At 62.8% G+C, this 26,416-nt stretch carries 24 protein-coding genes; 12 read left to right on the top strand and 12 right to left on the bottom strand.

The features are described 5' to 3' along the window. Positions 1-3: 3 nt before the first annotated feature. Both FNZ07_RS01165 and poxB read right to left on the bottom strand, forming a co-directional pair. Positions 4-354, bottom strand: a complete 351-nt coding sequence (locus FNZ07_RS01165) for a YtcA family lipoprotein (RefSeq protein WP_091007288.1) — start codon at positions 352-354, stop codon at positions 4-6. A gap of 26 nt (positions 355-380) precedes the next feature. Further along, a complete protein-coding gene (gene poxB, locus FNZ07_RS01170; RefSeq protein WP_091007291.1) occupies positions 381-2,102 on the bottom strand; it encodes a ubiquinone-dependent pyruvate dehydrogenase in 1,722 nt (573 codons plus the stop codon). A gap of 269 nt (positions 2,103-2,371) precedes the next feature. Here poxB and FNZ07_RS01175 point away from each other — a divergent pair, with 269 nt between their 5' ends. Further along, positions 2,372-3,163 carry a phosphate/phosphite/phosphonate ABC transporter substrate-binding protein gene (locus tag FNZ07_RS01175; RefSeq protein ID WP_091007294.1) on the top strand — a complete coding sequence of 264 codons (792 nt, stop codon included), beginning with the start codon at positions 2,372-2,374 and terminating at the stop codon, positions 3,161-3,163. A 16-nt stretch (positions 3,164-3,179) separates the two neighbouring features. Here FNZ07_RS01175 and FNZ07_RS01180 read toward each other — a convergent pair whose 3' ends face one another. From FNZ07_RS01180 to FNZ07_RS01195, 4 genes are all read right to left on the bottom strand, one after another. Beyond that, a complete protein-coding gene (locus FNZ07_RS01180; RefSeq protein ID WP_091007297.1) occupies positions 3,180-5,198 on the bottom strand; it encodes an acetyl/propionyl/methylcrotonyl-CoA carboxylase subunit alpha in 2,019 nt (672 codons plus the stop codon). A 52-nt stretch (positions 5,199-5,250) separates the two neighbouring features. Beyond that, positions 5,251-6,057: an enoyl-CoA hydratase/isomerase family protein gene (locus FNZ07_RS01185; protein WP_091007300.1), complete on the bottom strand. Its 807-nt coding sequence runs from the start codon at positions 6,055-6,057 to the stop codon at positions 5,251-5,253. 37 nt (positions 6,058-6,094) lie between these two features. After that, a complete protein-coding gene (locus FNZ07_RS01190) occupies positions 6,095-7,702 on the bottom strand; it encodes a carboxyl transferase domain-containing protein (protein WP_091007303.1) in 1,608 nt (535 codons plus the stop codon). 73 nt (positions 7,703-7,775) lie between these two features. Then, a complete protein-coding gene (locus tag FNZ07_RS01195) occupies positions 7,776-8,957 on the bottom strand; it encodes an isovaleryl-CoA dehydrogenase (protein ID WP_091007306.1) in 1,182 nt (393 codons plus the stop codon). 225 nt (positions 8,958-9,182) lie between these two features. Between FNZ07_RS01195 and FNZ07_RS01200 the strand changes: the two genes are divergently transcribed. After that, the gene (locus tag FNZ07_RS01200; RefSeq protein ID WP_091007309.1) at positions 9,183-10,061 is read left to right on the top strand and encodes a TetR/AcrR family transcriptional regulator; all 879 of its coding nucleotides are present in this window, start codon (positions 9,183-9,185) and stop codon (positions 10,059-10,061) included. A gap of 82 nt (positions 10,062-10,143) precedes the next feature. Here FNZ07_RS01200 and FNZ07_RS01205 read toward each other — a convergent pair whose 3' ends face one another. Genes FNZ07_RS01205 through FNZ07_RS01220 form a run of 4 tightly spaced genes read right to left on the bottom strand, consistent with a single transcriptional unit; the run spans position 10,144 to position 14,710 of the window. Beyond that, positions 10,144-11,151, bottom strand: a complete 1,008-nt coding sequence (locus FNZ07_RS01205; protein WP_091007312.1) for a hypothetical protein — start codon at positions 11,149-11,151, stop codon at positions 10,144-10,146. Between the two features lie 34 nt (positions 11,152-11,185). Next, entirely contained in the window at positions 11,186-12,556 is a 1,371-nt protein-coding gene (locus FNZ07_RS01210) for an MFS transporter (protein WP_407670576.1), read from the bottom strand. Beyond that, complete coding sequence (locus tag FNZ07_RS01215) at positions 12,544-13,617, bottom strand: hypothetical protein (RefSeq protein ID WP_091007315.1); 1,074 nt, start codon at positions 13,615-13,617, stop codon at positions 12,544-12,546. The genes FNZ07_RS01210 and FNZ07_RS01215 overlap by 13 nt, the downstream gene beginning before the upstream one ends. 28 nt (positions 13,618-13,645) lie before the next feature. Then, positions 13,646-14,710, bottom strand: a complete 1,065-nt coding sequence (locus tag FNZ07_RS01220; protein WP_091007318.1) for a porin — start codon at positions 14,708-14,710, stop codon at positions 13,646-13,648. Positions 14,711-14,870: 160 nt separating this feature from the next. On the opposite strand from FNZ07_RS01220, the gene FNZ07_RS01225 reads away from it, so the two are divergent. Further along, positions 14,871-15,806, top strand: a complete 936-nt coding sequence (locus FNZ07_RS01225) for a LysR family transcriptional regulator (protein WP_091007321.1) — start codon at positions 14,871-14,873, stop codon at positions 15,804-15,806. A gap of 103 nt (positions 15,807-15,909) precedes the next feature. Beyond that, entirely contained in the window at positions 15,910-16,233 is a 324-nt protein-coding gene (locus FNZ07_RS01230; protein ID WP_091007324.1) for a thioredoxin family protein, read from the top strand. Positions 16,234-16,247: 14 nt separating this feature from the next. On the opposite strand, the gene FNZ07_RS01235 is transcribed toward FNZ07_RS01230, so the two are convergent. After that, positions 16,248-16,505, bottom strand: a complete 258-nt coding sequence (locus FNZ07_RS01235; protein WP_091007327.1) for a hypothetical protein — start codon at positions 16,503-16,505, stop codon at positions 16,248-16,250. Positions 16,506-16,836: 331 nt separating this feature from the next. Here FNZ07_RS01235 and FNZ07_RS01240 point away from each other — a divergent pair, with 331 nt between their 5' ends. Continuing rightward, positions 16,837-17,949: a porin gene (locus FNZ07_RS01240; protein WP_091007330.1), complete on the top strand. Its 1,113-nt coding sequence runs from the start codon at positions 16,837-16,839 to the stop codon at positions 17,947-17,949. Positions 17,950-18,029: 80 nt separating this feature from the next. Here the strand turns inward: FNZ07_RS01240 and FNZ07_RS01245 are convergent, their stop codons facing one another. Further along, positions 18,030-18,761, bottom strand: a complete 732-nt coding sequence (locus tag FNZ07_RS01245) for a TetR/AcrR family transcriptional regulator (protein ID WP_091007333.1) — start codon at positions 18,759-18,761, stop codon at positions 18,030-18,032. Positions 18,762-18,954: 193 nt separating this feature from the next. On the opposite strand from FNZ07_RS01245, the gene FNZ07_RS01250 reads away from it, so the two are divergent. The 7 genes from FNZ07_RS01250 (at position 18,955) to FNZ07_RS01280 (ending at position 26,414) form a co-directional block, all read left to right on the top strand. Next, positions 18,955-20,193 carry an MFS transporter gene (locus FNZ07_RS01250; protein ID WP_091007336.1) on the top strand — a complete coding sequence of 413 codons (1,239 nt, stop codon included), beginning with the start codon at positions 18,955-18,957 and terminating at the stop codon, positions 20,191-20,193. Between the two features lie 67 nt (positions 20,194-20,260). After that, a complete protein-coding gene (gene fahA / locus FNZ07_RS01255) occupies positions 20,261-21,589 on the top strand; it encodes a fumarylacetoacetase (protein ID WP_177228239.1) in 1,329 nt (442 codons plus the stop codon). 34 nt (positions 21,590-21,623) lie between these two features. Then, on the top strand, positions 21,624-22,397 hold the full coding sequence (locus tag FNZ07_RS01260; protein ID WP_091007338.1) for a cyclase family protein: 774 nt from the start codon (positions 21,624-21,626) through the stop codon (positions 22,395-22,397). Between the two features lie 215 nt (positions 22,398-22,612). Continuing rightward, complete coding sequence (locus FNZ07_RS01265) at positions 22,613-22,924, top strand: hypothetical protein (RefSeq protein ID WP_143098015.1); 312 nt, start codon at positions 22,613-22,615, stop codon at positions 22,922-22,924. Further along, a complete protein-coding gene (locus tag FNZ07_RS01270; RefSeq protein ID WP_091007344.1) occupies positions 22,921-24,606 on the top strand; it encodes a PA domain-containing protein in 1,686 nt (561 codons plus the stop codon). Before FNZ07_RS01265 ends, FNZ07_RS01270 begins: the two co-directional genes overlap by 4 nt. 90 nt (positions 24,607-24,696) lie before the next feature. Further along, on the top strand, positions 24,697-25,230 hold the full coding sequence (locus tag FNZ07_RS01275; protein ID WP_091007347.1) for a MarR family winged helix-turn-helix transcriptional regulator: 534 nt from the start codon (positions 24,697-24,699) through the stop codon (positions 25,228-25,230). Continuing rightward, entirely contained in the window at positions 25,227-26,414 is a 1,188-nt protein-coding gene (locus FNZ07_RS01280) for an MFS transporter (protein ID WP_245811334.1), read from the top strand. The genes FNZ07_RS01275 and FNZ07_RS01280 overlap by 4 nt, the downstream gene beginning before the upstream one ends. Positions 26,415-26,416 lie beyond the last annotated feature (2 nt).

Here is a 26,416-nt window from a genome sequence, read left to right on the forward strand (position 1 = left end):
CCGTCACAGATTGAAGCCAACGGCCCAGAGCACGATCGAAAAGAGCGCAGTCAGTGCGGGATAAACGATCGCTGGGGGCGTGAGCCAGCTGCCGTAACCGCGGCGGTACGACAGCACGTGCACGACCGCTGTCAGGATCACGCCCCCGGTCACGCAGAACAACCAGTCCGGAAAGTACGCACCGAGAATCCCTACCGACGGCGAACCGCTACACGCCGTTAGCAGCGCACACATCAGCAGGCTTGCTGCGGCTTCACAGCGGCGTGTCGATCCCGTTCTTCGCGTGAGCGAATCTTTCGCTGTGCGGGCTGCGCACGCGTTCTTGAGCGATTGCCGCCCGATCGTGGAGCGCATACGCTCACCGGAATGTCTGGCCCGCATCAGCGCGTCAGATTCACTTTGGCAATATCAATCAGTTCGCGGCCGCGTCCGTCCATGACCGACTTCATCATGAAGAGGCCGAAATGCCAAGCTTCGTCGATAGTGGTTTTCGGTGGCATGATCAATTCCTGACGCGCACTGACGACGTCGACGAGTGCCGGACCGTCATGAGCAAACGCCGCTTTGAGGCCGGCTTCGAGGTCTTGAGGCCGCTCGACGCGGATGCCCTTCACATCGATCGCCTCGGCCATGTTCGCGAAGTTCGGATTGATCAGCTCGGTGCCCGTGTCGAGAAAGCCCGACGCGCGCATTTCGATTTCGACGAAACCAAGTGTGCCGTTGTTCAGCACCACGACCTTCACGGGCAAACCGGCCTGAACCAGCGTGAGAAATTCGCCCATCATCATCGCAAAGCCGCCGTCGCCCGACATCGAGATGACCTGACGCTTCGGAAACGCCGCCTGCGCGCCGATCGCATGCAACATCGCGTTGGCCATCGACCCATGATTGAACGAGCCGATCAGCCTGCGCTTGCCGTTCAGCTTGAGGTAGCGTGCGGTCCACGCGATCGGCGTACCGACGTCGCAGGTGAAGATCGCGTCGTCCGCGGCGAGCTGGCTGACCAGTCGCGTCACATACTGCGGATGAATCGTCGTGCTCGACGGATTGCTTTCGGCCAACGCATCGAGATCCTTGCGCGCGCTGCCGTAGTGTTCGAGCGCACGGTTCAGATGCGATGCATCGGTCTTTTCGTTTAGCAGCGGCAGCAGCGCATCGAGCGTGTCCTTCACCGTACCGAGCAGACCGAGATCGAGCGAGCACCGGTTGCCGAGCGCTTCGGGGCGCACATCGATCTGGGCAATCTTGGCGTTGTCCGGATAGAACTGCCGGTACGGAAAGTCCGTGCCGAGCAGCAGCAACATGTCGCACGCCTTCATCGCCGCATAGCCCGATGCGAAACCGACCATGCCCGTCATGCCGACGTCGTATGGATTGTCGTGCTCGATGGTCTCCTTGCCGCGTAGCGAATGCACGATCGGTGCCTTGAGCCGCTTCGCCAGTTCCAGCACCTGGTCGCGCGCACCGGCGCAGCCCGCGCCGCACATCAGCGTCACGCTCGATGCCTCGTGCAGCAGACCTGCGAGGCAGGCGATGTCATCTTCGCTGGGGCGCAGCACAGGTGGTGTCGTGGGCACGACCCAGGGCGGCACCTCGGCCACCGACGGCGACAACGCCACATTGCCGGGCATGACGACGACCGCCACGCCGCGGCGGGCCACGGCGACGCGCATGGCGCGGGTCAGGATCTGCGGCAGTTGTGCGGCATCCGATACCAGTTCGACGTAATGGCTGCACTCCTTGAACAGGATTTCGGGGTGCGTCGCCTGGAAATAGTCGATGCCGATCTCGCTGCTCGGGATATGCGCCGCAATCGCCAGCACCGGCACACCGCTGCGCTGGCAATCGAACAGCCCGTTGATCAGATGCAGATTGCCCGGCCCGCAACTGCCTGCGCACACCGCAAGCTGACCGGTCAGATGCGCTTCGGCACCGGCGGCGAACGCCGCGCCTTCTTCGTGTCGAACGTGAATCCAGTCGATTTCGCCCGAGCGTCGCAGGGAATCGGAGACGCCATTCAGCGAGTCGCCGACGACGCCATAAATGCGTTTTACGCCGGCGTGCGCGAGCGTGGCGACGAGATAGTCAGCTGCAGTGGTCATGCAGCACCTCCAGAGGGATGGATGCGATGGCGCAGCCTGATTCGGCCGCAGGCTCAGGGCGATGCGCTGTGTGTGAGGTCATAGTGCCCCGCCTCATCTATCGACGCTGTTCAAATCGCACGGCTTACTAGCGATTTAGCACGGTATGCACGTCGCGATGCATGCGTGAAAGCCTTACGGGCTGGCTTCTACGGCCCGGCGATCTTGCAGTCGCGACGGTTAGGCGCAGCACCCGGCGACCGGCAAACGGATATGCCACAATCGCGGCCATGACCTGGATCGCCACCCTCCCGATGTACAACGTGACCCCCGCGCTCGCCGCCCTGTGGCGCGAGTTGCTCGACGACGCGCTGCGCGCGGTCACGCCCGACGTCGCCATCATCGATGCCGGCAACGACTTGCATGCACTGTGGCACCGCGATGATCTGCTGCTAGCGCAGACCTGCGGTTATCCGTTGATGCATGGCCTGCAGGATCGCGTGCAACTCGTCGCAACACCGGAGTTCGATGTGCCCGGCTGCGCCGGCACCGATTATTCGAGTGCACTCGTCACGCGTGCGAGCGCGCCGCTGGCCACGCTCGAAGCGTGCCGCGGTGCGCGTGCGGCCTTCAATCAGGACGATTCGAACAGTGGCATGAATGTGTTGCGGTACGCGGTCGCGCCGCTGGCACGCGACGGCCGTTTTTTTGGCGAGGTGGTGTGCACGGGCTCGCATCTGGGCTCGCTGCGTGCGCTGGCGGAGGATCGCGCGGATCTGGCGGCGATTGATTGTGTGACGATGGCGTATGTGCGCGACGCGCTGCTCGGGCTGGCGCAGCAGGTTCGGCAGATCGGCTGGAGCGCCGCGTCGCCGGGGCTGCCGTTGATTGCGGCAAATACGGTTGCACCGGAGACCGTTATCGCCCTACGGCACGCCTTGAACGCGGCAAACGATGCGCAGCCGCAACGCGCTGCGCAGCTACGGCTCAAACGCTTCACAGCGCTTACATTCGCAGACTACGCGCGGATCGGGCAACTCGAAGACGAAGCATTCGCAGCCGGTTATCCGCGCCTCGCGTAAATACCGGCCCGCGTCATCACTCCACTTTGAGCGTCAGCAACTGCGCTCCGTCGGCAACCTGATCGCCGACCGCATACAGCACTTCCTCGACGACGCCGGCGCTCGGTGCGCCGATCGTGTGCTCCATCTTCATCGCTTCCATCACGATGAGCGGCGTGCCCTTCTCGACGGTGGCGCCCGCTTCGACCAGCACGGCGATCACCTTGCCCGGCATCGGCGCGGTGAGCCGGCCTTCGCCGTGCTCGACGTCCGCAGCATGCGCAAGCACGTTCTGCCATTCGAATGCGAGCGCGGCACCGCGGCAGAACACATGGAACGTGTCGCCGTCGGCAAAGACGCGTCCTGTTACGCGCGCATCGCCAAGCGTCGCGCCGAATTCGTGTGCATTCGACCCACGCCACCACGTAAAGGCGTCAACCGTGCCCGCGTGAGCGAGCGTTTGCGTGCCAGCACCGAGGCTGTCGCGTGCGAACGTTGCATCGAATGTGCTGTCGTTGTCGACGTCACGCCATGCCAGCGTCTGCGTATAGCCGCCGTTCAGCCGCCAGTGCGACAACCCATCCCACGGCGATGCGGATTGCGCCGCACCGCCTTCGCGTGCGAGCAACGCTGCGCAGGCAAGCGCCAGCGCTTCGCGGAACGGCTTCTTCGCCGGAGCGAACAGCGCATCGTGATGACGCTCGATCAAGCCGGTATCGAGATCGCCGGTCGAGAACGGTTCGCTCGTGACGATACGCTGCAGGAATTCAACGTTAGTGTGCGGCCCGACCACCTCGCAGCCTTGCAACGCGCGATGCATCCGCGCAAGCGCTTCGTCGCGCGTCGGGCCCCAGACGATCAGCTTGGCGATCATCGGGTCGTAATACGGCGTGATCGTGTCGCCTTCGCGCACACCACTATCGATCCGCACCGGCGCGCGCTCGCCACCTTCGCCGACGATGAACTCGACGCCTTCAGGCATCCGCAGATGCCGCAGCGTACCGGTGGACGGCAAGAAGCCGCGTGCCGGATGTTCGGCGTAAATACGCGCCTCGATGGCGTGGCCGGTCAACGCAAGCTGTTCCTGGGCAAGCGGCAGCGGTTCATCGGCCGCGACGCGCAATTGCCACTCCACGAGGTCGAGCCCCGTCACCATTTCGGTGACCGGATGCTCGACCTGCAGACGCGTGTTCATTTCCATGAAGTAGAAGTCGCCGCCGGTCATGATGAACTCGACCGTCCCTGCGCCGACGTAGTTCACCGCGCGCGCTGCAGCGACTGCAGCTTCGCCCATTGCACGGCGCAGCTCCGCCGGCAACCCGGGCGCGGGCGCTTCTTCCAGCACTTTCTGGTGACGCCGCTGCACCGAGCAGTCGCGGTCGAACAGATACACCGCGCCGCCATGACGGTCCGCGAACACCTGCACCTCGACGTGACGCGGCCGCGTCAGATACTTTTCGATCAGCACACGATCATTGCCGAAGCTGCTGGCCGCTTCACGCTTGCATGACGCGAGCGCAGCGGCGAAATCGGCGCTGCGCTCAACCACGCGCATGCCCTTACCGCCGCCGCCCGCACTTGCCTTCAACAGCACCGGGTAGCCGATAGCGTCGGCTTCGCGCTGCAACAACTGTGCGTCTTGATCGTCGCCGTGATAACCCGGTACGAGCGGCACCGCGGCCGCATGCATCAATGCCTTGGCGGCAGCTTTCGAACCCATCGCCGCAATCGCTGTGACCGGCGGTCCGATGAAGACGATGCCGGCCTGCTCGCAGGCACGCGCGAAGTCTTCGTTTTCCGACAGGAAGCCGTAGCCCGGATGCACAGCCTGGGCACCGCTCGCACGCGCCGCTTCGACGATGCGTTCCGCGCGCAGATAGCTTTCCGCAGCGGTGGCGCCGCCGATATGCACCGCTTCGTCGCAGGCGGCGACGTGTTTCGCGCCGGCATCCGCGTCCGAATACACGGCAACGCTCGTAATGCCGAGCCGCCGGCACGTGGCTGCGACGCGGCACGCAATCTCGCCCCGGTTCGCAATCAGGATCTTGTTGAACATGGAGGTGTCTCGCCGATGGTGGGTTGCCGTAGGAACATCGCGTGTGCGAACGTTATGCGGAGTCGCCGCGCCAAGCTGGCGCGCGTTTTTCAAGGAACGATGCCACGCCTTCGCGACCTTCGGCGCCGGCACGCACACGTGCGATCCGTTCCGCGGTGTCTTCGATCAGCGCGGTATCGAGCGTGCGGCCCGCGATATCCTGCACGAGCGCCTTGCATTCGCGCACCGCGGAAGGACCGTTTGCGCATAGCGTTGCGGCAAGCTGCTGCACGGTTGTGTCGAGTTGCGCTTCGCTCACTGCTTCGCTGACTAGACCGAGTCGCAGTGCAGTCGCACTGTCGAACTGTTCGGCGGTGGCGAAGTAGCGGCGCGATGCCTGTTCACCCAACGCGCGGATCACATACGGCGCGATCGTTGCGGGGATCAAGCCGAGGCGCGCTTCGGACAGACAGAAGCGCGCGGTGTCGACCGCAACGACGATATCGCACGCCGAAATCAGGCCCATGCCGCCCGCGTACACGTCGCCGTTCACACGTGCAATCACCGGTTTGCGGCAGCGATAGATCGCCGACAACATCGCTGCAAGGCGCAGCGCATCGGCACGGTTCTCGGCATCCGAGAAACCGGCCATCTTCTTCATCCAGTTCAGGTCGGCGCCGGCGCAGAAGGCCTTGCCGTTCGCGGCCAGCACGACCGCGCGCACGTCGTCGTTCGTATCGAGCGCGGTGAAAGCCGCGGTCAGCTCCGCGATCATCACCTCGTTAAACGCGTTGCGCACGTCAGGGCGATTCAACGTAACCGTCGCCACCTGGCTCGTGCCTTGACCTGAGAATGCGAGGTTCAGGGTTTCGTATTGCATGTCGGATCGCTCCTTCGGCGCTATCAGGTCTTGCGCTTTACATCCGGAACACGCCGAAGCGCGTGTCTTCGATCGGCGCGTTCATCGCCGCGGATAGCCCGAGGCCGAGCACATCGCGCGTCTGTGCGGGGTCGATCACGCCGTCGTCCCACAGCCGCGCGCTTGCGTAGTACGGATGCCCCTGGTGCTCGTACTGCTCGCGGATCGGTTGCTTGAAGGCTTCTTCCTGCTCCGCGGTCCACGTGCCGCCCTTCCCTTCGATGCCATCGCGCTTGACCGTCGCGAGCACCGACGCAGCCTGCTCGCCGCCCATTACCGAAATGCGCGCGTTCGGCCACATCCACAGGAAGCGCGGCGAATACGCGCGTCCGCACATGCCGTAGTTGCCGGCCCCAAACGACCCGCCGATGATCACCGTGAACTTCGGTACTTTCGCCGTCGCGACCGCGGTCACCATCTTTGCACCGTTACGCGCGATCCCTTCGTTCTCGTACTTGCGACCGACCATGAAGCCGGTAATGTTCTGCAGGAACACGAGCGGAATCTTGCGTTGACTGCACAGCTCGATGAAGTGCGCGCCCTTGAGCGCCGACTCGGAAAACAGGATGCCGTTGTTCGCGATGATGCCGACCGGGTGCCCCCAGATATGCGCGAAACCGGTAACGAGCGTCGTGCCGTAGCGGGCCTTGAATTCGTCGAAAGCGGAGTCGTCGACGATGCGCGCGATTACCTCGCGGATGTCGAACGGCTTGCGGGTATCGACGGGAATCACGCCGTAGAGGCTCTTCACATCGTAGCGCGGCGGCACTACCGGTTGCAGCGCGACCGGCACATCCTTGCGACGATTCAGATTACCGACGATGCTGCGCGCGATAGCCAGCGCATGCGCATCGTTCTGCGCGAGATGATCGACCACGCCGGAGAGCCGCGTATGCACGTCGCCGCCACCAAGGTCTTCGGCGCTGACTTCCTCGCCAGTGGCCGCTTTCACGAGCGGCGGGCCGCCCAGAAAAATCGTCCCCTGGTTCTTCACGATGATCGACTCGTCGCTCATCGCGGGCACGTAGGCACCGCCTGCGGTGCACGAGCCCATCACGACCGCGATCTGCGGAATGCCCGCTGCGGAAAGATTCGCCTGGTTGTAGAAGATGCGACCGAAGTGATCGCGATCGGGAAACACGTCGTCCTGGTTCGGCAGGTTGGCGCCACCCGAATCGACGAGGTAGACGCACGGCAGATGGTTTTCCGCTGCGATTTCCTGCGCGCGCACGTGCTTCTTGACGGTGACCGGGTAGTAGGTGCCGCCCTTCACGGTCGCATCGTTACAGACGATCACGCATTCCTGGCCCGCGATGCGGCCGATGCCCGTAATCACACCCGCGCCAGGCGCGTCGTCGTTGTACATGCCGTACGCCGCAAGCTGCGACAGCTCGAGAAACGGCGTGCCCGGATCGAGTAGCTGGGCGATCCGGTCGCGCGGCAACAGCTTGCCGCGCGAGACATGCTTGTCGCGCGCCGGCGCGCCGCCGCCCAGCGCGAGCTTGTCGACTTTCGCGCGCAGATCCGCGACCAGCGCTTCGAGCGCGGCAGCATTGGCGCGGAAATCGTCCGAGCGCGGGTTCAGCCTGGTTTCGATGATCGGCATGACGGGAAACTCCTGTTCTACGCGCTGTGTGCTTGTCGTTAGCTGAGATTCGCTGGGGTTCGCAGCAATCCGGTTACAGGGTCTCGGCGAACAGTTCGCGACCGATCAACATGCGGCGAATTTCGCTCGTGCCAGCGCCGATTTCATACAGCTTCGCATCGCGCCACAGACGGCCGACCGGGTATTCGTTGATATAGCCGTTGCCGCCGAGAATCTGGATCGCCTCGCCGGCCATCCACGTCGCTTTTTCGGCGGTATAGAGGATCACGCCCGCGCAGTCCTTGCGCACCTGACGCACGTGGTCGGTGCCGATCGTGTCGAGTTGCCGGCCCACTGCGTACAGATAGGCGCGGCACGCCTGCAAGGTGGTGTAGAGATCCGCGACCTTGCCCTGGATCAGCTGGAACTCGCCGATCGCCTGGCCGAACTGCTTGCGGTCGTGGATGTACGGCACAACCGCATCCATCACCGCGACCATGATGCCGGTCGGGCCGCCCGCGAGCACGGCGCGCTCGTAGTCGAGCCCGCTCATCAGCACTTTCACGCCGCCGTTAAGCTGACCGAGGATATTTTCTTCCGGCACCTCGACGTCCTGGAACACCAGTTCGCCGGTGTGCGAGCCGCGCATGCCGAGCTTGTCGAGCTTCTGCGCAACCGAGAAACCCTTCATGCCTTTTTCGACGATGAACGCGGTAATGCCGCGCGAGTTCGCTTCCGGGTCGGTCTTCGCATACACGACCAGCGTGTCGCAGTCGGGGCCGTTGGTGATCCACATCTTCGTGCCGTTCAGCACGTAACGGTCGCCCTTCTTTTCCGCGCGCAGCTTCATGCTGACCACATCGGAACCGGCGTTCGGCTCGCTCATGGCGAGCGCACCGACGTGCTCACCGGAGACGAGCTTCGGCAGGTACTTCTGTTTCTGCGCCGCTGTGCCGTTGCGGTGAATCTGGTTCACGCACAGGTTGGAGTGCGCGCCGTACGACAAACCGACCGATGCCGACGCACGCGAAATCTCCTCCATCGCCACCATGTGCGCGGTGTAGCCCATATTCGCGCCGCCGTATTCTTCCGCGACCGTCATGCCGAGCACGCCGAGGTCGCCGAACTTGCGCCACAGGTCCATCGGGAACTGGTCGGTGCGATCGATCTCGCCGGCGCGCGGCGCAATTTCCTTCGCCGCGAACGACGCGACCGTGTCGCGCAGCATTTCGATCTCTTCACCAAGCGGGAATTGCAAACCGGGCAGATTGCTCATCTGTGTCTCCATGATTCGGGATTCGGACCGCGTGCCAGGCCTGTTGCCGCACCGCTGTCCGTGCAACGCGAATTTCACGCTAGATTGACGTATGCGTCAATAGATTTTTTGGAATTTTTGAGTAATACTCAGATATGCATGAAATGGCTGAAAGTGCTGTAATCCGGCGATCAAGGCCATTCCTCGCGGTTTTCCTAGCGCTGGAAACTGACTAATACTCATACGATGACCACACCGAAAACAGCCCCGGCGCATGGCCGGGGCTCCGTCCCACCCTCGGCCACTGTCGCTGCCGGTCGCCCCGACCTGCCCGCTACACGGCGCCAGCCGGCTGGCCGCAAGTCGCAGCAGCGCGTGAAGGAAATCCTGCAAGCCGGTCGAGATGTGTTTTCGGAAAAAGGCTACGAGCGCGCTACCACCGCGGAAATCGCGCAGCGACTCGGCGTATCCGAGGCAACGGTGTTCAGTTATTTCCGCGGCAAACGCGAACTGTGCGCGCATGTGATCGGCGACTGGTACGACGAAATCATCGGAGCGATCGAAGCCGGCCTGCCGCAGGACGGCACCGTGCGGCAACAGTTCGCTTTCATCGTACGCATGCATTTGCGGTTGATGCTGGTGAATGGCACCGGGCTATGCGCGCTCGTGCTCTCCGAGGGCCGCGCGCAGCATCACGACCTAAGCGTTGCGCTCACCGACCATCAGCGGCGCTACACGGCGCCGTTGATGGTCGTGCTCGCGCGCGGGCAGGAAAGCGGCCAGGTGCGCGCCGACATGCCGCTGCGGCTGCTGCGTTCGCTGGTGTTCGGTCCGATGGAGCACGTGCTGTGGGACGCGACGCTCGGCCAGCGGCCCGCCGACATCGAAGCGACCGCCGAGCAACTGATCGACGTGCTGTGGTCGGCCTTGCAGCCGCCCGATGCGCCGCATGCGGCACTGCGGCAATTCCGTCATGAGGTGGGGGAAGCGATGGTCCGGCTCGAGCAGGCCGAAGCGGCGCTGGCGGTGCCTGAGGCGACAGCGTCTGCAACCGCGTCGAAAGGTACTGCGAAAGCGGCGGCACGCGGCAAGGCAACAACCGACGCGCCCGCACGCCGAACCTGAATCATCTCCCTGCCGGACCAATCCTGAAGCGGCGTCGTGGCCGTCGACGGCGAGCGAAAGCGGCCGGCCTGGTGCAGAGGCGCTAGCGACCGAATAACGCCGCGAGCCCCGCAGGAGAGGTGAACATTCCCGCGCCGTCGTGAGCTATGCCCGGCACTTCGAACAAGCAATGGTTCAGTTCTCCGGGATGACGCATACGCATATAGCGCGCATACGCGCGGCCGCGCTCCAGCCGGTGCGCACCCTGCGCGCGTGCCGCGCAGGAAGTGTCGAGTGCCGGGTGCGCCGGGTCGCTATCGTCGCCACCGAGCAGCAGCACGACGTCGCGATGCGCATACGCGGCTTCGAGCGTAGCGGCGCAACCGCCGCGCATCGTCTCGAGTGCATAGGCCGGTAGCCGGTCCAGGCCGTACTTCCAGTCGTTGAAGCCGGGGCAACGCGCGTCGTCGAAGGTCGTGAACGTGGAGCCGTCCGCACCCGGCCGCAGCGTGTCGAAGTACACATACGACGAAGGATTCGCGATCACGTAGCGCACTGCGATGCCACAGTCAGTGAGTTGCGCCTCGCCGCGCGCCACCACCGCATAGCGCTGCGCGACCTGGCCGCCACCCGAATGACCGGCAATCACGACCGTCTCCAGCGCAGGAAAACTGTCGCGCTGCGCAAGGCGGCGCAGGATCGCGTCGAGCACATCGAACGAGCTGATCGGTGCGGCGTTCGTTGCCGCACCGCCGCCCATCCAGCCGGTCCAGTCCCAGTGCAACGTGGTGGGCGCGAGGCGATGTGCCTCCACGTCGGCGGTAGCGAGGAATTGCGGCACGATCAACAGCGTTTCGGATGCATCCTGGCCTGCTGCGTCGCGCGCCTGCTGCACGAGACGAAAGTAGGTATCGGCGTTGCGCAGGCGGCCGTGCATCATGATCACGACGTGTCGCACACTCGATTGCGGCGCGTCCCATGCATCGGTCGCGAAGAGCGGGACGATGCCCTCGCCCGCCGCGGTCTTCACTGCAATACGCTGAGGTGCCACGACCTTCACCGGGCGCTCGTTCGGTGCGCGTTCGTCGTCGGGATGAAAAATCTGGGTCATGCGGGAACACTCATAAGGATGACGGCCCGGCGCTTCAGCACACATCGGCTGAAGCGGACGAAACTCCCGGTTCGCGTCCGGACTTCGTGAAAAACACCATCGCCAGCGAAAGCAGACCGGCGAAGATCAGATAGAACGCCGGCGTGAGGCTGCTGCCAGATAGATGCGTGAGCCAGGTGATCGTCAGCGGTGCCAGGCCGCCGAACAGCGTCACCGCGATGTTGTACGACAGCGCGACGCCGGTCGAGCGGTTGCGCACCGGAAAAAGCGTCGCAAGCATGCCGGGATGCGCGCCGGACATCGCCGCAAGAAACACGGTCGCGATCATCTGCGCGATGAACAGATGCAGCGGCGTGGGCTGCGTGATGACGAAATGGAACAGCGGGTACGCGCAGATCACCCAGGCAATCACGACCGGATAGAAGCAGCGGTACGGCCCGTAACGATCGGCGAGCTTGCCCGACACCGGGAACAGGAACAGATTCAGCGCGCCCGATACGAACGCACCGAGCAGCGCGCTCGACAGCGGCAGATGCAGTTGCCGCTCGACATACAACGACAGGTACGAATGCCAGACATAGTTGGTCGCCGCACCAACGATGATCACACCCATCGCGCAGATCACCGCATCGCTGTTAGCGCGGAAGAATTCGCGCAACGACTGGCGCGGCGCGGCATCGCCGTCGTGACCGCGCAACGCTTCGAACTCCGGTGACTCGGCCACACGGTGACGGATGTAGAAACCCATCGGTCCCGCGAGCGAGCCCATCAGGAACGGCAACCGCCATCCCCACGACACGAGCTGCGCGTGCGAGAGCTGGGTCGTCAACAGCCAGCCCACGCCCGAGGACAACAACAGCGCGAACGCCTGCGACGACATGTTGAAGCTGCCGTAGAACATCTTCTTGCCGGGCGGTGCGTATTCGACCAGCATCGCCGACGCGGTCGCAAACTGACCGCCCACCGACAGCCCCTGCAGCAATCGCGCAAGCACGACGAGTAACGGCGCAGCGATACCGATCGTCGCGTACGACGGCGTCAGGCCCATCAGCAGCGTGCTCGCAGCCATCGATACGATCAGCAGCGACAGCGCACGGCGGCGCCCCACGCGGTCCGCGTAGAGGCCGAGCAGAATGCCGCCGAGCGGTCGCACGAAGAAACCGATCGCGAAAGTAGCGAGCGTCAGCGCGATCGACACGAACGCGTTGTCGCCAGGAAAGAACACCTGCGCGATGATCTTCGAAAAGTAACCGTAGATCAGAAAATCGAACCATTCGAGCCCGTTGCCGAGCACCGATGCGAAGATCGCGCGGCGCACCATCGAGCGGCTTAGCGCCGGCTGAGCGACCGCCTCGTCTTGCTTGCCGTCCTGCGGGTGGATAGACAGATCGTTCATTGCGTGCATTGTCCCGTTCCGAACATCGCTGCGAGTGCGCACGGCGAAGTCAGCATCCGCGCGCCGTTGTGGCCGACACCGGGCACGACGTGGAAGTGCTGGTTCAGCCCGTCCGGGTGACGGGCCTGCATATAGGCGAAGTATGCCGTGGCGCGCGCGAGGCGTTGCGAACCTTGTGATTCGGCGGCGCAGCTTTTGTCGAGCGCGGGATGCATCGGATCGTCGTCCTGGCCGCCGACGAGGTAGTCGACGTAGCGCTTCGCATAGGCTGCTTCGAGCGCCTCGGGTGTGCGGTCGTTTACGTACGGCGGCCGTTCCTGCATGCCGTATTTCCATGCATCGAACGACGGACAGGTGGCGGCGTCGAAAGGCTCGAACGTGCCTTGCGCATTCGGACGACGGGCATCGAAGTACGCATACGACGACGGGCTCGATACGACGTAGCGAACGTCGATGCCTTCGTCCGCGAGGGCCTGCAGATCGTGTGCGGCGACCGCATATCGCTGCACGACCTGCGCGCCGCCCGAGTGACCGGCGAATACGACGTACTTCAGGTTCGGAAACAGATGCCGGTCAGCAAGCCGCGCGACGATCGCATCGAGTACCGCGTACGAGCTGACCGGCGCACTACCCTCGGCCGCCTCGCCGCCCATCCATGCATTGTCTTTCCAACGCAGTAGATCGGCGGGCAGCGAGCGGACTTGCGTGTCGACCGTGGCGAGAAACTGCGGCGCTATAAGCAACGTCTTACCGGCGTCGGTGCCCGAGCGCTCGCGGGCTTTCTCTGCCGTGTGGAAGTACACGTCCGCATTGCGCAGCTTGCCGTGAATCACGATCACCGCGCGCTCGATCTGCGGTTGCGGCACGTTCCAGTCCGCAGACAGGTAGAGCGGGAACTGCGCCTGTCCCTGCGGCGTGTCGATCGCAAGACGCGCATCGGCGATGGTTCCGACCGGATGCAGGTTCGGCCGGTACTCGTGCTGCGCAAATGCGGGCGTGACTGTTATCGCCAGCGCCGCGTACAGCGCCGCCACGCAGCGGCGCATCTTTCGCGATCGATTGCTACTCATCCTGTCTGCTCCTGTCCGCATGTATCGTTCAGAACCGGTGACGAATACCCAGCGTCACGCCGGTCTGGTTCGACGCGAATGCGGTTTCATCGGTTACACCGACCGGCGTGTAGCTGCCATTCGCATAGCGTGTCGCAGCCGCATACGCGACCGTTGCGTATAGATCGGTGCGCTTCGAAAGCAGGTAATCGGCACTCAACACACCCATCCACGCATTCGATACATTGTGCGTCTTGTTCGACTGATAGTAGGTCGCAGCGGTCAGCCGAAACACCGGTGCAAACAGATAGCGCACCCCACCGAACCATAACGCCGCGGAGACTGTCGCGCCCTTCGTCGGATTGAGCAGATAGTGCTCGTAGCCTCCCATCACCGAGAGCGCACCGTTCACATCGTCGCGAAACGACGCGCTCCAGTTGCGCGTCTTCGACCACAGGCCAGTCGAATTGATCGCACCGTTCCGGTAGTCGTAGGCCAGCGCCGCCGAGAACCCACCGATGTCGTATTCGAGTCCACCGCCATATGCCGCACTGCTCTGGAACGATGCTGCATCGCCGCCGAAGCTGTAGTCCGCAATCGTCGTCAAGCCGCCAAAGTGCCCAACGTATTTGACCGAATTGTTCAAGCGCGCCTTGTACGCGAGATCGTCCGACGAACCGGTGGTCGGAAACCACGTGTACTGCGGCGCATAGCCCATCGGATCATAACGCTCGAGCACGTCGTACATCGCCGTGTACTGCAACCCCGCCGACAGCGAACCGAACGCATTCGACAACCCCACCGCCGCAGTCCGGTTGAACAGCGTGCCGGCCGTCGCATTGGTGCCGTCATTGCTGTTGATCCCAGCCTCGAGCACGAAGAACGCATGGTTGCCGCCGCCCAGGTCCTCTACGCCGCGAAAGCCGAAGCGCGAATTGCTGAGACCGCCCGAGTTCTCGCGTACCAGGCTACCGCCATTCGCGCCCGCATGGTTGAGGAACTCGATGTTGGTGTCGATCACCCCGTACAACGTGACCGACGACTGCGCGTGAGCCGGTACGCAGGCCACCCCGGTAACCGCCGCGACGCTCGCGGCAAGGCAGTGCTTTTTCATTGTGCTGTCTCCTGTCGATTGTTTTTGTGCGCATCGGCTGGTGCAGCGATGCGTTGGGCACGATCGTAGGAGGGAGCGTGGTAAATGTAAAATACACAATCAATGCCATATCCATACATATAGAATATGGCAAGCAATCGGTCACTGAGGAGCCGGCAACATGGAACTGCGTCATCTGCGTTACTTTCTGGCCGTTGCCGAAGAAGGCCAGTTCACCCGCGCCGCCGAACGTCTCGCGATGCAACAGCCGCCGCTATCGCAGCAGGTCCGTCTGCTCGAAGAAGAATTGGGCTTCGATCTGTTCATGCGCCTGCCGCGCGGCGTCGTGCTGACACCGGCAGGCGAGGCGTTTGCGCAAGACGCGCAGCGGCTCATCGAAGGTCTGCAACAGGCCGCCGAACGCGCGAAGCGAATTGCACGCGGCGAGATCGGCACGGTGGCAATCGGTCTAACGAGTTCAGCAGGGTTTCATCCGCTCACGACCGAAGCGATTCGCGAATTCCGGCGTCTACATCCCGATGTCGCGGTCGATCTCACCGATCTCAACGCCGCCGAAGTCAACGAGCGGCTCATCACCGGTCTCGTCCACGTTGCGTTTCTGCGCAAGCCGGTCGAGCGGCCAACCGGACTATCGTTCGCGATGCTCGACGAAGAGCCGATGGTGGTGGTGCTGCCGGACGGTCATCCGCTGCTCAAACGTCGTCGCGGCACGCCGCCGGAGGTGGCACTCGACACGCTCGCCAACGAAGATTTCATTCTGGTCCGCCGTCCCGGTGCGCCGGGCATGTATGCCGACATCCTCGCGGCATGCCGGCAAGCGGGTTTCTCGCCGAATATCGCTCGCGAGGTGCCGCGCATGTTGCTCGGCATCCGGCTCGTGGCCGCGGGGCTCGGTGTGACCCTGGTGCCTGCTTCGATGCAGCGCTACAGCCAGGTGGGTGTCGTCTATTGCCGGTTGAAAAAGCCCCCTGCGCTGACTGCGCCGCTGCATTTTGGTTACCCAGATGCCCTTAAAGACGACACGGCCAGCAACGGCGCGGCGAGCCGCTTTGTCGACTTCGTGCTCGAGCATTACCGGGCGCGCGGCGTACGCTGAAGGCGCAATGACTTCGAAACGCGGGGTTCGCGACGCACGCTGCCACATCGCGCGTTTTCCGCTACATTGAATGCCGATACGACTACCCGTTCACGGAGCAACGATGGCAGCAGATCAACCCTACTCGCAGACCGCCCCCACCCGCGCCGAAGTTGATGCATTTGCCGGCGTAGTGGTTCTCGATTTCGGCACCGACTGGTGCGGCTATTGCCAGGGCGCAAGGCCGCTGATCGAAGAGGGTCTGGCACGCCACCCGGCCGCGCGGCATCTGAAGATCGAAGACGGTCCCGGCCGACCGCTCGGCCGCTCGTTCAAGGTCAAGCTATGGCCGACACTGATCTTTCTGCACGATGGCCGCGAAGTTGCGCGCGTCGTGCGACCCACCGACAGCACGTCGATCGAGGATGCGTTCGCCGCACTGGAGTAACGCGCAGCGATCGTCTACCGATTGACCGGCTGCTTCGATCCCCCATCCGCCGGCTTGTGGAACATCGTCTTGCAGCCGGGGCTCAGCTCGTCGTAATGCGTCTTCATGCATGCAGTGATTTTCTGCTTGTTCGGAATGTCGGACGCGCAGAAATGCATTGCATCAGCCTTGCAGGCTTTGGTTTGCTCGTCGCGCGATGCGGCGTGCGCGGTATAGGCGACGCCCGCCATCGTGAGTGAGGCGAGTAGCGAAAGAATCAGCTTGTGACGCATGATCGGTACCGGAAGTGATGGATGCCGTTGCTTCAGCAATTTCCGATCCCGGGGCAACGAACGCAGTGCTTTACCCGCTTGCACACCCCCTTTCCCACATATTCGCAACGCCTGTCGGGGCCACTGCAGCGCCGACAAACCTCCCTATAGTGTCTGCCGGTGTTCAAACGCCGGCGCAACTCGATGCGCCCACATAGTGAGCATTCGCAGTTCGAAGCGACTCACGGCACGCATCGCGCCGGCAGCCGATCACCAACGTAGCCTCTCGATAGACAAACAACCTTGAGCCGGTGCGGACGCGGTCGGTCCGCTACATCACACGGAGAAAAAGATGAGAAAGAGGAAGACAGCGCTGATGGCCGCCTTGCTGGCCACAGCGGCGGGTGCACAGGCGCAGAGCAGCGTCACCTTGTATGGACGCGTGGATGCAGGTGTGGAGTACATGTCGGGCGCACCGACCGGTGCGGGTCCGAACAGTCCTGCCACCGGCAGCGCCAGCCGCTTTCGCGCCGAGAGCGGCGACTGGGGTACGAGCCTGTGGGGTTTGAAAGGCACCGAAGATCTGGGCGGCGGTTACGCAGCCGTATTCCATCTGGAAGGCGCGTTCAACACGATGAACGGTCAGGGCAGCAGCGACGGTCTGTTCGATCGCTATGCGACGGTCGGTATCGCGAGTAGCCAGTTTGGTACGTTGCTGCTCGGACGTGAGCTGTTCATCTCGAACGGTGTGTGGGACTTCGATCCGTTCGGGCAATCGAACTGGTCGTCGGCGTCGCTGGTACGTGGACGCAACTGGCTGCACTCGAGCAACAACATTTCGTACCAGTCGCCGACCATCGGCGGGTTCGACGCGTTCGGACAATACGCGTTGTCGAACTCCACCAGCTGGAACGGTAATGGCACGACGCCACAGGGACGCTGGGCCGGGCTGCAGCTCACCTATACGTCGCCGCTCTTCCAGGTACGCGGTATCTACGACGAAATCCGCAATGCGCAAAACGGTCAGCTAACCGATCCGTTCACCGCATCGCGTGAATATACGGCGGCAGTCAACGTGTTCCTCGGCAAGTTCAAGATTCAAGGTGCGTACCAGGCGATCCGCACGTCGGGTGGCGATGCAACGGCGGGCGTCGCGCCGACCACGCTCGATCACGAATGGGGTGGCGTGACGTGGCAGGCAACGCCGGCCGCGTCGCTGATCGCCGCCGTGTATCACGTCAATGCAAACAAGGGGGCGGGTAACGCGACGATCTATACGGTCGGCGGTACCTACAACCTGTCCAAGCGGACGCTGCTCGACATGCAGATCGCGACGGTGCAGAACAGCAAGACGGCGAATTTCGGCCTGAATGCGAATAGCGCGGGCGATACGGTGTCGAGCGACAACCCGATCGTCGGTCATAGCCAGTCGGGTGTGTACGCCGGTATCCAGCATCTGTTCTGATTTGGTCTGATTTGGTCTGATAGAGGCACCCGTGCGGCCGCTGTGTATTCTGCGCAGCGGCCGCACCGTTTTTCGCGCCGCTATTTTTTTGCCATCGACAGAAAGCCTTCAGTGAGAAAGCGGATCAGCCGCTCGCACTGCTTCGGGTCGCCCCAAGTCGCACCGTGCTTCGACAGCCGTTCGACGCGCCGGTCGGCCACCAGCATCAGCAACGCGCCCAGCGCAAACTCGTAGCCCCACACCACGGTGTCCCGCTTCGTGCCCGGCAGCGCCTTGCACATCACATCGATGAAGAGCGTCGCGAGCGGATCGTAATACTCCTGCTGGATCGCACTCGCCTCTTCGCCCGGCTCCCACATGGTGCGCGCCACCAGCACGGAAAAAGACTCGCCGTCCTCGTCCGCGCGCAACGCGACCACCGGCTCCGCCCACGCGCGAACGATGTCCTCCACCGCTTGCGGATTGTCACGCGACGTGTCCACTTCCCGCATGCGCGTCATCCGCTCGGTGATATACGGCTTGCGATGCTCGAACATCGTCTTGAGCAATTCGTTTTTCTTGCCGAAGTAATAACCGACGAGCGCAAACGGCACACCGGCATGCGCGGCAATGTCGCGCACCGACACGGCATGATAGCCATGCTGCGCAACCAGGATTTCCGCGCTGCGCAGAATCTCGGCGCGCCGGTCGGGGCGTGACGCTTCTTCTGCGGGGATGACGGAACGATGAGGCTTCGCGCCCGCGGACGGTTTGCGAGCCGGCGGCTTGCGCCGTGTCGCGGTGTCGGCTTGAAGTCGAGGTCTATTTGCCATGAATCGATCTGGGTCTGTTGACACGCATGTGCGTTTACACACGCACGAATAAAATATTGTACACTCGTGCAAACTTCACTCATACAAACAAGATCGGGTGCTCGATCAGGAGACATTGTATGGCCATCTGCTGGAACTCCGGCGCGCTGTCGTGCAATCAGCGCACGCGTGACATCGCTCGCGGAGACCGATCATGCGAATGAACAGCCGCTGGGTCGCGCTCGCGATCATCTTCGTATCGTTTTTGCAGTTCACACTCAACTGGTTCAACATCGTGCCGGCGTTCGGTGGCCTGATCGCAGACCTGCATCTATCGCTGCCGCAAGTGGGCGTCGTGATCGGCATGTTTATCGCCGGTTACGGGCTTGCACATATTCCGGGTGGAATGCTCGCCGAAGCGTTCGGCATGCGCTTCGCGATGCTCTTCGGTATCGCGGTCGAAACAATCGGCACAGTTTTGTCGGCCGTGGCGCACCGCTATGACGTGTTGCTGGTCGCGCGGTTTATCTGCGGTGTGGGTGGTTCGGTCTATATCGGCAGCGCCATTGGTTTGACAGCGGCCTGGTTCCGCGACCACGAACTCGCGACGGCCAACGGCCTCGTCACCGGTGTGGCGTTTACGGTCGGCGCGTCGCTCGGGTTGTATCTGTGGACCGATATCGTCGCGGCACTCGGCTGGCGCGCAGCGTTGCTATTCGGTGCCGCTGCGGGGGCGATCACATTCGCCGCGCTCCTGTGGGTGTTCCCCGTGCCGTTCGAGACACGCGGCAGCGATAGTGCTCGCGGCGTCGCGGGCAATCATCTCAACCTCGCCGCGTTACGACGCACGTTTGGCAATCGCAACCTGTGGTTTCTCGGCTTGAGCTTTCTCGGCGCTTACGGCAGCTATTTCACCGCTGCCCAACTGTTGCCAGCCTATGGCGTTGCGCATCTGCAGCTCGGACCCGCTGCGGCGAATTCGCTCGGTGTCATGCTGCTGACGAGCGGCGCGGTCGGAGGCACGGTGGGCGGCTGGCTCGCGGACAAAGTGTTTGGCGTTATACCGACTATGGTCGGCGCGTTGATCATCGAATCCGTCGCGCTCCTGCTGATTCCGTATCTCGGCGCCGCCGGCCTGCAGATTGCCGCTGCCGCGATCGGCGGAATGGGCATTCTCGCCTTCGTCCCGTGGATCGCCATGCCTGGGCTGTACCGCGACGAAATCGAACTGTCCGACATACCGACCGCATGTGGATTGATGCTGACGATCGTCGCGCTCGGCGGCGTTACGCTGCCGGCCCTCTACGGCTGGGTTGCCACCCACTACGGATATACAAACGCGTGGACCGCGCTTGCCGCGGCATCGTTTGTTTCGATGCTGTTCTGTTTTCTGGTGCGCCGGCCCGACGCCGCGCACAGCGCCAGCACGAACGCCGAAGCCGCGTTCAAATGACCCACAAATCACGGACATACGCGCGTCTCGCCGCGTTTTATTATCGTTACTGGAGGTCCCTCGCATCATGATCGAACTCGACGCCACACATGACCCCAAACGGACTAGCTGGGTCGATAGCGCCAACGCGCCCGACACCGATTTCCCGATCCAGAATCTGCCGTTTGGCATCTTTAGCAGCGACCTGGTCACGCCCACCGTATCGCGCCACTTCGGCATTGCGATCGGCGCGAGCGTATTCGACGTGACGCGTGCGCGGCAGCTCGGACTGCTAGAAGGACTGGCCGCGCAAGCTGCCGATCTGGCGAGCACAGGTACGCTGAACGCCTTGTTCGCACAAGGCCGCGCGCCGTCACGTGAATTGCGCAAACAGGTTTCGGCACTACTCGACGACAAGAGCGCAGAAGGTGCACGCGCACGCGCGCTGCACGAGCAACTGCTGTATCCCGCTTCCGCCTGCGAGCTGCACCTGCCGACCGCGGTTGGCAACTACACCGATTTTTACTCGGGCATTCATCACGCGATCGCGGCCGGTTCGCTACTGACGCCCGATAACCCATTGCCCGCGAACTACAAGTGGGTACCGATTGCCTACCACGGCCGCGCTTCATCGGTGCGTCCGTCCGGTACGCAGATCCGCCGGCCGCATGGCCAGCGTGGCGGCACGGCCGATCGTCCACCGGTCTTCGGTCCGTCGCAGCGGCTCGATTTCGAACTCGAAATGGGCTTCTATGTCGGCGCGGGCAACGCGCTCGGCGAGCCGGTTCCGGTGGCGCAAGCCGGCGATCATATCGTCGGCTTCAGCCTGCTCAACGACTGGTCCGCGCGCGACGTGCAGCGCTGGGAGATGTTTCCGCTCGGCCCGTTCCTCAGCAAGAACTTCGGCACGTCCGTCTCGCCGTGGGTCGTGACCGCCGATGCGCTCGCTCCGTTCCGCATGCCGGCCATGGAACGCCCTGCGTCCGACCCGCAGCCGCTCCCCTATCTGCACGACCCGGTCGATCAGCGCCACGGTGGCATCGACGTCGATCTCAGCGTGAAGCTGTCGACCGAAGCGATGCGCGCAGCGGGCACGCCGGCGGCGCAGATCATCCATTCGAACGCGCAGTACCTGTACTGGACGCCCGCGCAGATGCTTGCGCATCACACGTCGGGCGGTTGCGATCTGTTGCCCGGCGACCTGATCGGTACCGGAACGATTTCCGGGCCGACACGCGACCAGTTGAGCAGCCTGCTTGAACTGACGTTCGGCGGCACGCAGCCGGTCACGCTGCCCAATGGCGAACAGCGCGCGTTCCTGCAGGACGGCGACGAAATCACCTTCCACGGACGCTGCCAGCGTGCCGGCTTCGTCACGATCGGCTTCGGTTCGTGTGTCGGCCGGATTGTCGCGTGACGCGTATTACACCTCCCTCAATACGGAGCATTCCATGACAAGACTGATCGACATTTCCATTGCCCTCGATAACGACACGCTCTCCGACCCGCCGTTCATGCGACCTTCGATCGGCTACACGACACACGAAGCATCGGCCGTCGATCTGATCGCGTCGTTTCCCGGTATGACCGTCGATCAATTGCCGGACCGGATGGGCTGGGCCGTCGAAACGGTCACGTTATCGACACATAACGGCACGCATATCGACGCCCCCTGGCACTACCACCCGACGATGGACGGCGGCGCGCGCGCGATCGCAATCGACGAAGTGCCGCTCGAATGGTTCATGCAGCCCGGCGTGAAGCTCGATTTCCGTCATCTGCCCGACGGTCATGTAGTGACGCCTGCGGAAATCGACGCGGAGCTGGCGCGTATCGGCCACACGCTGAAGCCACTCGAAATCGTGGTCGTCAACACGCGAGCCGGCGAGCGTTACGGCGAAGCCGACTACATCCATAGCGGCTGCGGCATGGGTCGTGACGCGACACTGCATCTCACGTCGTTTGGCGTGCGGGTAGTCGGCACCGATGGCTGGAGCTGGGACGCGCCGTTTTCTCACACTGCGCGGCGCTATGCGGAAACGGGCGACGCCAGCCTGATCTGGGAAGGCCACAAGGCCGGGCGCGAAGCGGGCTACTGTCAGATCGAAAAACTGCACAACCTGGAGAGCCTGCCGGCCGATGGTTTTACCGTGGTCTGCTTTCCCGCGAAGATTCGGAACGCCAGTGCCGGCTGGACGCGGGCGGTGGCGATTCTGCCGGATTGAGTGAAGCATTAACACACATATGCCAGATGAATATTTGAATCAATCCGGAGATCATTAAACCCATTTCCCCCTAAATATCAGACCTATCATATTTTTACCGAAGCGATTCGGCACGCTGCTCCAGCAGTTGGAGATGCGCACTTAACGTTCGATCACAGGAGAACGATATGAGTGGCTATCAACGGTGCTACAAGGGAGCTCGATGGGTCTTGGGAATGGCACTACTCATCAGCGGTTCGGTTCTTGCACAAACTTCAACAAGGAACGCTCCATTATCTTCAAGTCAGGAAGTGGGTAATAGCGAAATCGTCACACTCGATCCCGTTACTCACAAATTGCGACCGGCTACAGCGGACGAAATCAATCAACTCAAAACATCCGTCGCGCAGCCCAGAACGTTCGCGAACGGCGCACTGCTGCCGCGCAATGAAGCTGAGGCGCTCACCACCCTGCGCCCGCTCCCTCACGGCGGCTACATCATGCGCATGCCTGAATCGCTAGTCAGCCCGCTGGGAGAACAGCCATGAGCATGCTTAAAAATGGTCTTGCTGCAGCGGTCCTGTTAGCGCTAGCCGGCGCGGCTCAAGCGACCCAGATGGTCATCGTCAATGTGGATCAGGCCGGTCTGGGCCTCAACGATCCTACTGTCGTACAACCGGTAGGCGGCAACCCCGGCACGACGCTCGGTCAACAACGAACGATCGCCTATCAGTACGCCGCCGATGCATGGGGAAGCGTGATAAACAGCACGGTCCCGATCAAGGTTCAGGCGAGTTTTGCAGCGCTGGCATGCACCGCTACAACCGCTGTATTAGGTTCGGCGCGTAGCGCCTATGTTCTCTATAACTTCAATGCCAGCGCGATCCCCAATATCTGGTACCCCGCAGCGTTGGCCAATGCGGTAAACGGTGCTGATCTGCTAAGCGGCGGTGCGGCTATCGTCAGTAGCTTCAATGCCAATATCGGGCAACCCAATTGCCTTGCAGGCACGACCTGGTATTACGGGCTCGACGACAACGCACCAGCAGGCACCACCGATTTCATCGACACCGTCATGCACGAAATCGCCCATGGCCTAGGCTTCGCCAGCACGACCAACGTCAGCACAGGTGCATTGCTGAACAATATGGGTGATGTCTTTTCGACGCCGATCTTCGATCACGTTTCCGGCCTGAACTGGAATGCGATGACGACAGCTCAGCGCAAAGCTTCAATCGTCGGTCAGGGGTTGGTGTTCGGCGGGCCTACCGTGACGCAGGAAATTCCACTGGTACTGCTGAACCGGTTGTCGCTCAACGCCAGGATGGGCGCATCGACCACGAGCTACTCGATCGGTATGGCTAACTTCGGACCTCCAGCCAACGCCAGCAATTTTGTCGGTCAGGTCTCGGTGGTCAGCGACGGCAGCGCCAATCCTTCGCAAGGTTGTGGGACGTTGATCAACACCGGTAGCGGCGGCGATGGTGGCCCACTTGCAGGCTTGATCGCACTCGCCGTCGCAGGTGGCTGTAACAGCGGTACCAAAGCCTTTCAGGCCCAGCTCGCGGGTGCTACTGGCATCATCATCGTGAGCAACCAGCCGGGGCCTGCGCCCTACCTCACGGATGGCTATACCAACAATGCGATCCCGACGGTCAGCCTCGCCCAGGCCGATGGTACGAAACTGCAGGGCAGTATCCCGGGTGTCAGTGTGACGCTGGCGACCATAGCAGGCATGTACCAGGGTGCCGACAACCAGGGCCGAGGCATGTTGTACGCACCTCCCGTCGTACAGCCTGGCTCCAGCCTGTCGCACTGGGATCTGACGATGCAGCCGCATACGTTGATGGAACCGGTGGCTCAGAGCGGCCAGATGGCAAACCTGAAGCTGGACCTTACCCCTGCGGCGCTCAAAGACATCGGCTGGACGCGCAATACCGCTAACGGTGTGCTTGGGGGCGGCCTGATTTCGGGAGGGTTGCTGCCGGCTTGCGACACCGGCGTGCCTGCTGTTGCGGCCGGTGGGGCGATCACCGGCGCCAGCATCGTGGCGCGGGCCAACGTCTGCCGGCTCAATCCTGGCCTGCTTGGGACGGAATACATGTCGTGCGTCAATAACTATGCGAGTACGCTGGCTGCGCAAAAGCTGATTACGATGGCGCAGCAATTGCAGGTAGGCGTGTGTGCGACCACGACGGGCATACTGCCGCTCGCGACGAAGAGTAAGTAAGTCCATAGCATCGGGGTACGTCGCCCTTGCATTCTCCATTCATTGTGTGCAACGTGCATATATGCACGTTGCACACAATGAGGTACCCCTATGACCCAGCGCACGGAAAACCTGCTCGGCGTACTAGCCGTACTGGTAACGGACGAAATGAACGGCCAGGATACGCCGCCCGCCCTCGCCGGCGCCACGGCGCGCGCCATGCTGAACGCAATCGGCCAGTACCCGGATTCGTCGATCGAGGTGCTGCGCGAAGCGGTCGACCTGTCGCACCCAGCCGCGGTTCGCGCGGTAGCGGGGCTCGTCGATGCGGGACTCGTCGAAAAGAAAACCGGCGATGACAGGCGCTCAGTCGCCCTCGTACTCACCGCTGCCGGCAAGCGCGAGATGAATCGTGTGCGGTCGGCTCGCGATCGTATGCTGAAGCGCATCGTCGGGCGTCTCGACGATCACGAACGCGTTGCGTTCGAAGACTTGCTGATCAAGATTCTCTGGGAGGAAACGCGAGACCCGGCGCACGCGATGCAACTGTGCCGCTTTTGCGACGACGGTCCGTGTTTGAAGGCGGGCTGCCCCGTCGAGTGTCGCGAACAAGGACTGCCGATGCCGGAACGGAGCGCATCGTGAGTACCTCCCCCGTCCGCTGGAACGCGATTGCCGCGCTCAATGCGGTGTCGGCGTTGTCGCAGATCGGTCAGTTCGGCATCGGCTTCATGGTGCTGCCGGTCTGGCTCGCGCATCGTGGGCTCGATGCGCCGCGCGCGGGTCTGTTCTCGGCTGCACAGTGGACGGGATTGCTCGCTGGCCTGCTGGTCACACCTGCGCTCATGAACCGGATCGGCGCAAGGTGGACCGTGCTGCTCGGTCTCGTGGCATCGACGGTTGCGTTTGCAATCATGGGTGCGCTGTCGTGGCCGCTATGGATCGTACCCGGCGCACTGATCGGCTTCGGCATCGGCTTGCGCTGGATCGCCAACGAAACCTGGCTGTATCAACTGGTCCCGACGCAATCGAGTGGACGCGTCGTCGGCATTCACGAAGCGCTGGTCGCGACAGCCGGTGTGATCGGCCCTGCACTGGCGGTATGGTGCAACGTCGATGGGCACATCACGTTCATGGCCGGCGCTGCGTTCACGCTTGCCGCAGCCGTGCCGCTATGCATGACCGCATCGAGCAAAGCCGATGGCATCACGACGCAGCCAGCCGCCCGTCAATCCGCGAAACCGCATGCGCCATTCGATGCGCTCGTTTGTCTCGGCATGGTGGTCGCGGCAATCGGCGGTCTCAGCGACGGCGCGCTCTACGGCCTGTTTCCACTGTTTGCCGACGGACGCGGTATGAACGGCGCGCAGACAGCCACGTTGCTGACGTTCTTCGGAATCGGTGCAATGGCATGCCAGTTTCCGGTCGGCTGGTTTGCCGATCGTGCGGGGCTCGGCGCCGCAGTCATCGTCTGTGCTGCGACTAGTACGCTCGCGATCTTCACTTTCTCGCTGGCAGCGCCGTCGTCGTGGTTGCTCATGGCGAGTGCGGTGCTGCTCGGAGGCATGCATAGCGCGTTTCTGACGCTCGGGTGTTATGCGGTCGCCCGCAGTGGTACGGCGGCACTCAGTTTCAATGTGCGTAGGGTATCGATTGCGTTTACTGCTGGTTCGATCGTGGGGCCGCTGCTTGCCGGCGTCGCCATGAAGGCGCTCGGCAGCGACATGCTGATGTGGCAGCTCGCCATTCTGAGCGGTGCGCTAACCGCCTATGCAATCGGTTTGCATGAAGGCCGGCGTCAGCCTGGGAGATCGTCTTCAATAAGCTAATG

Source organism: Paraburkholderia megapolitana (assembly GCF_007556815.1).
Classification (GTDB): Bacteria; Pseudomonadota; Gammaproteobacteria; order Burkholderiales; family Burkholderiaceae; genus Paraburkholderia; species Paraburkholderia megapolitana.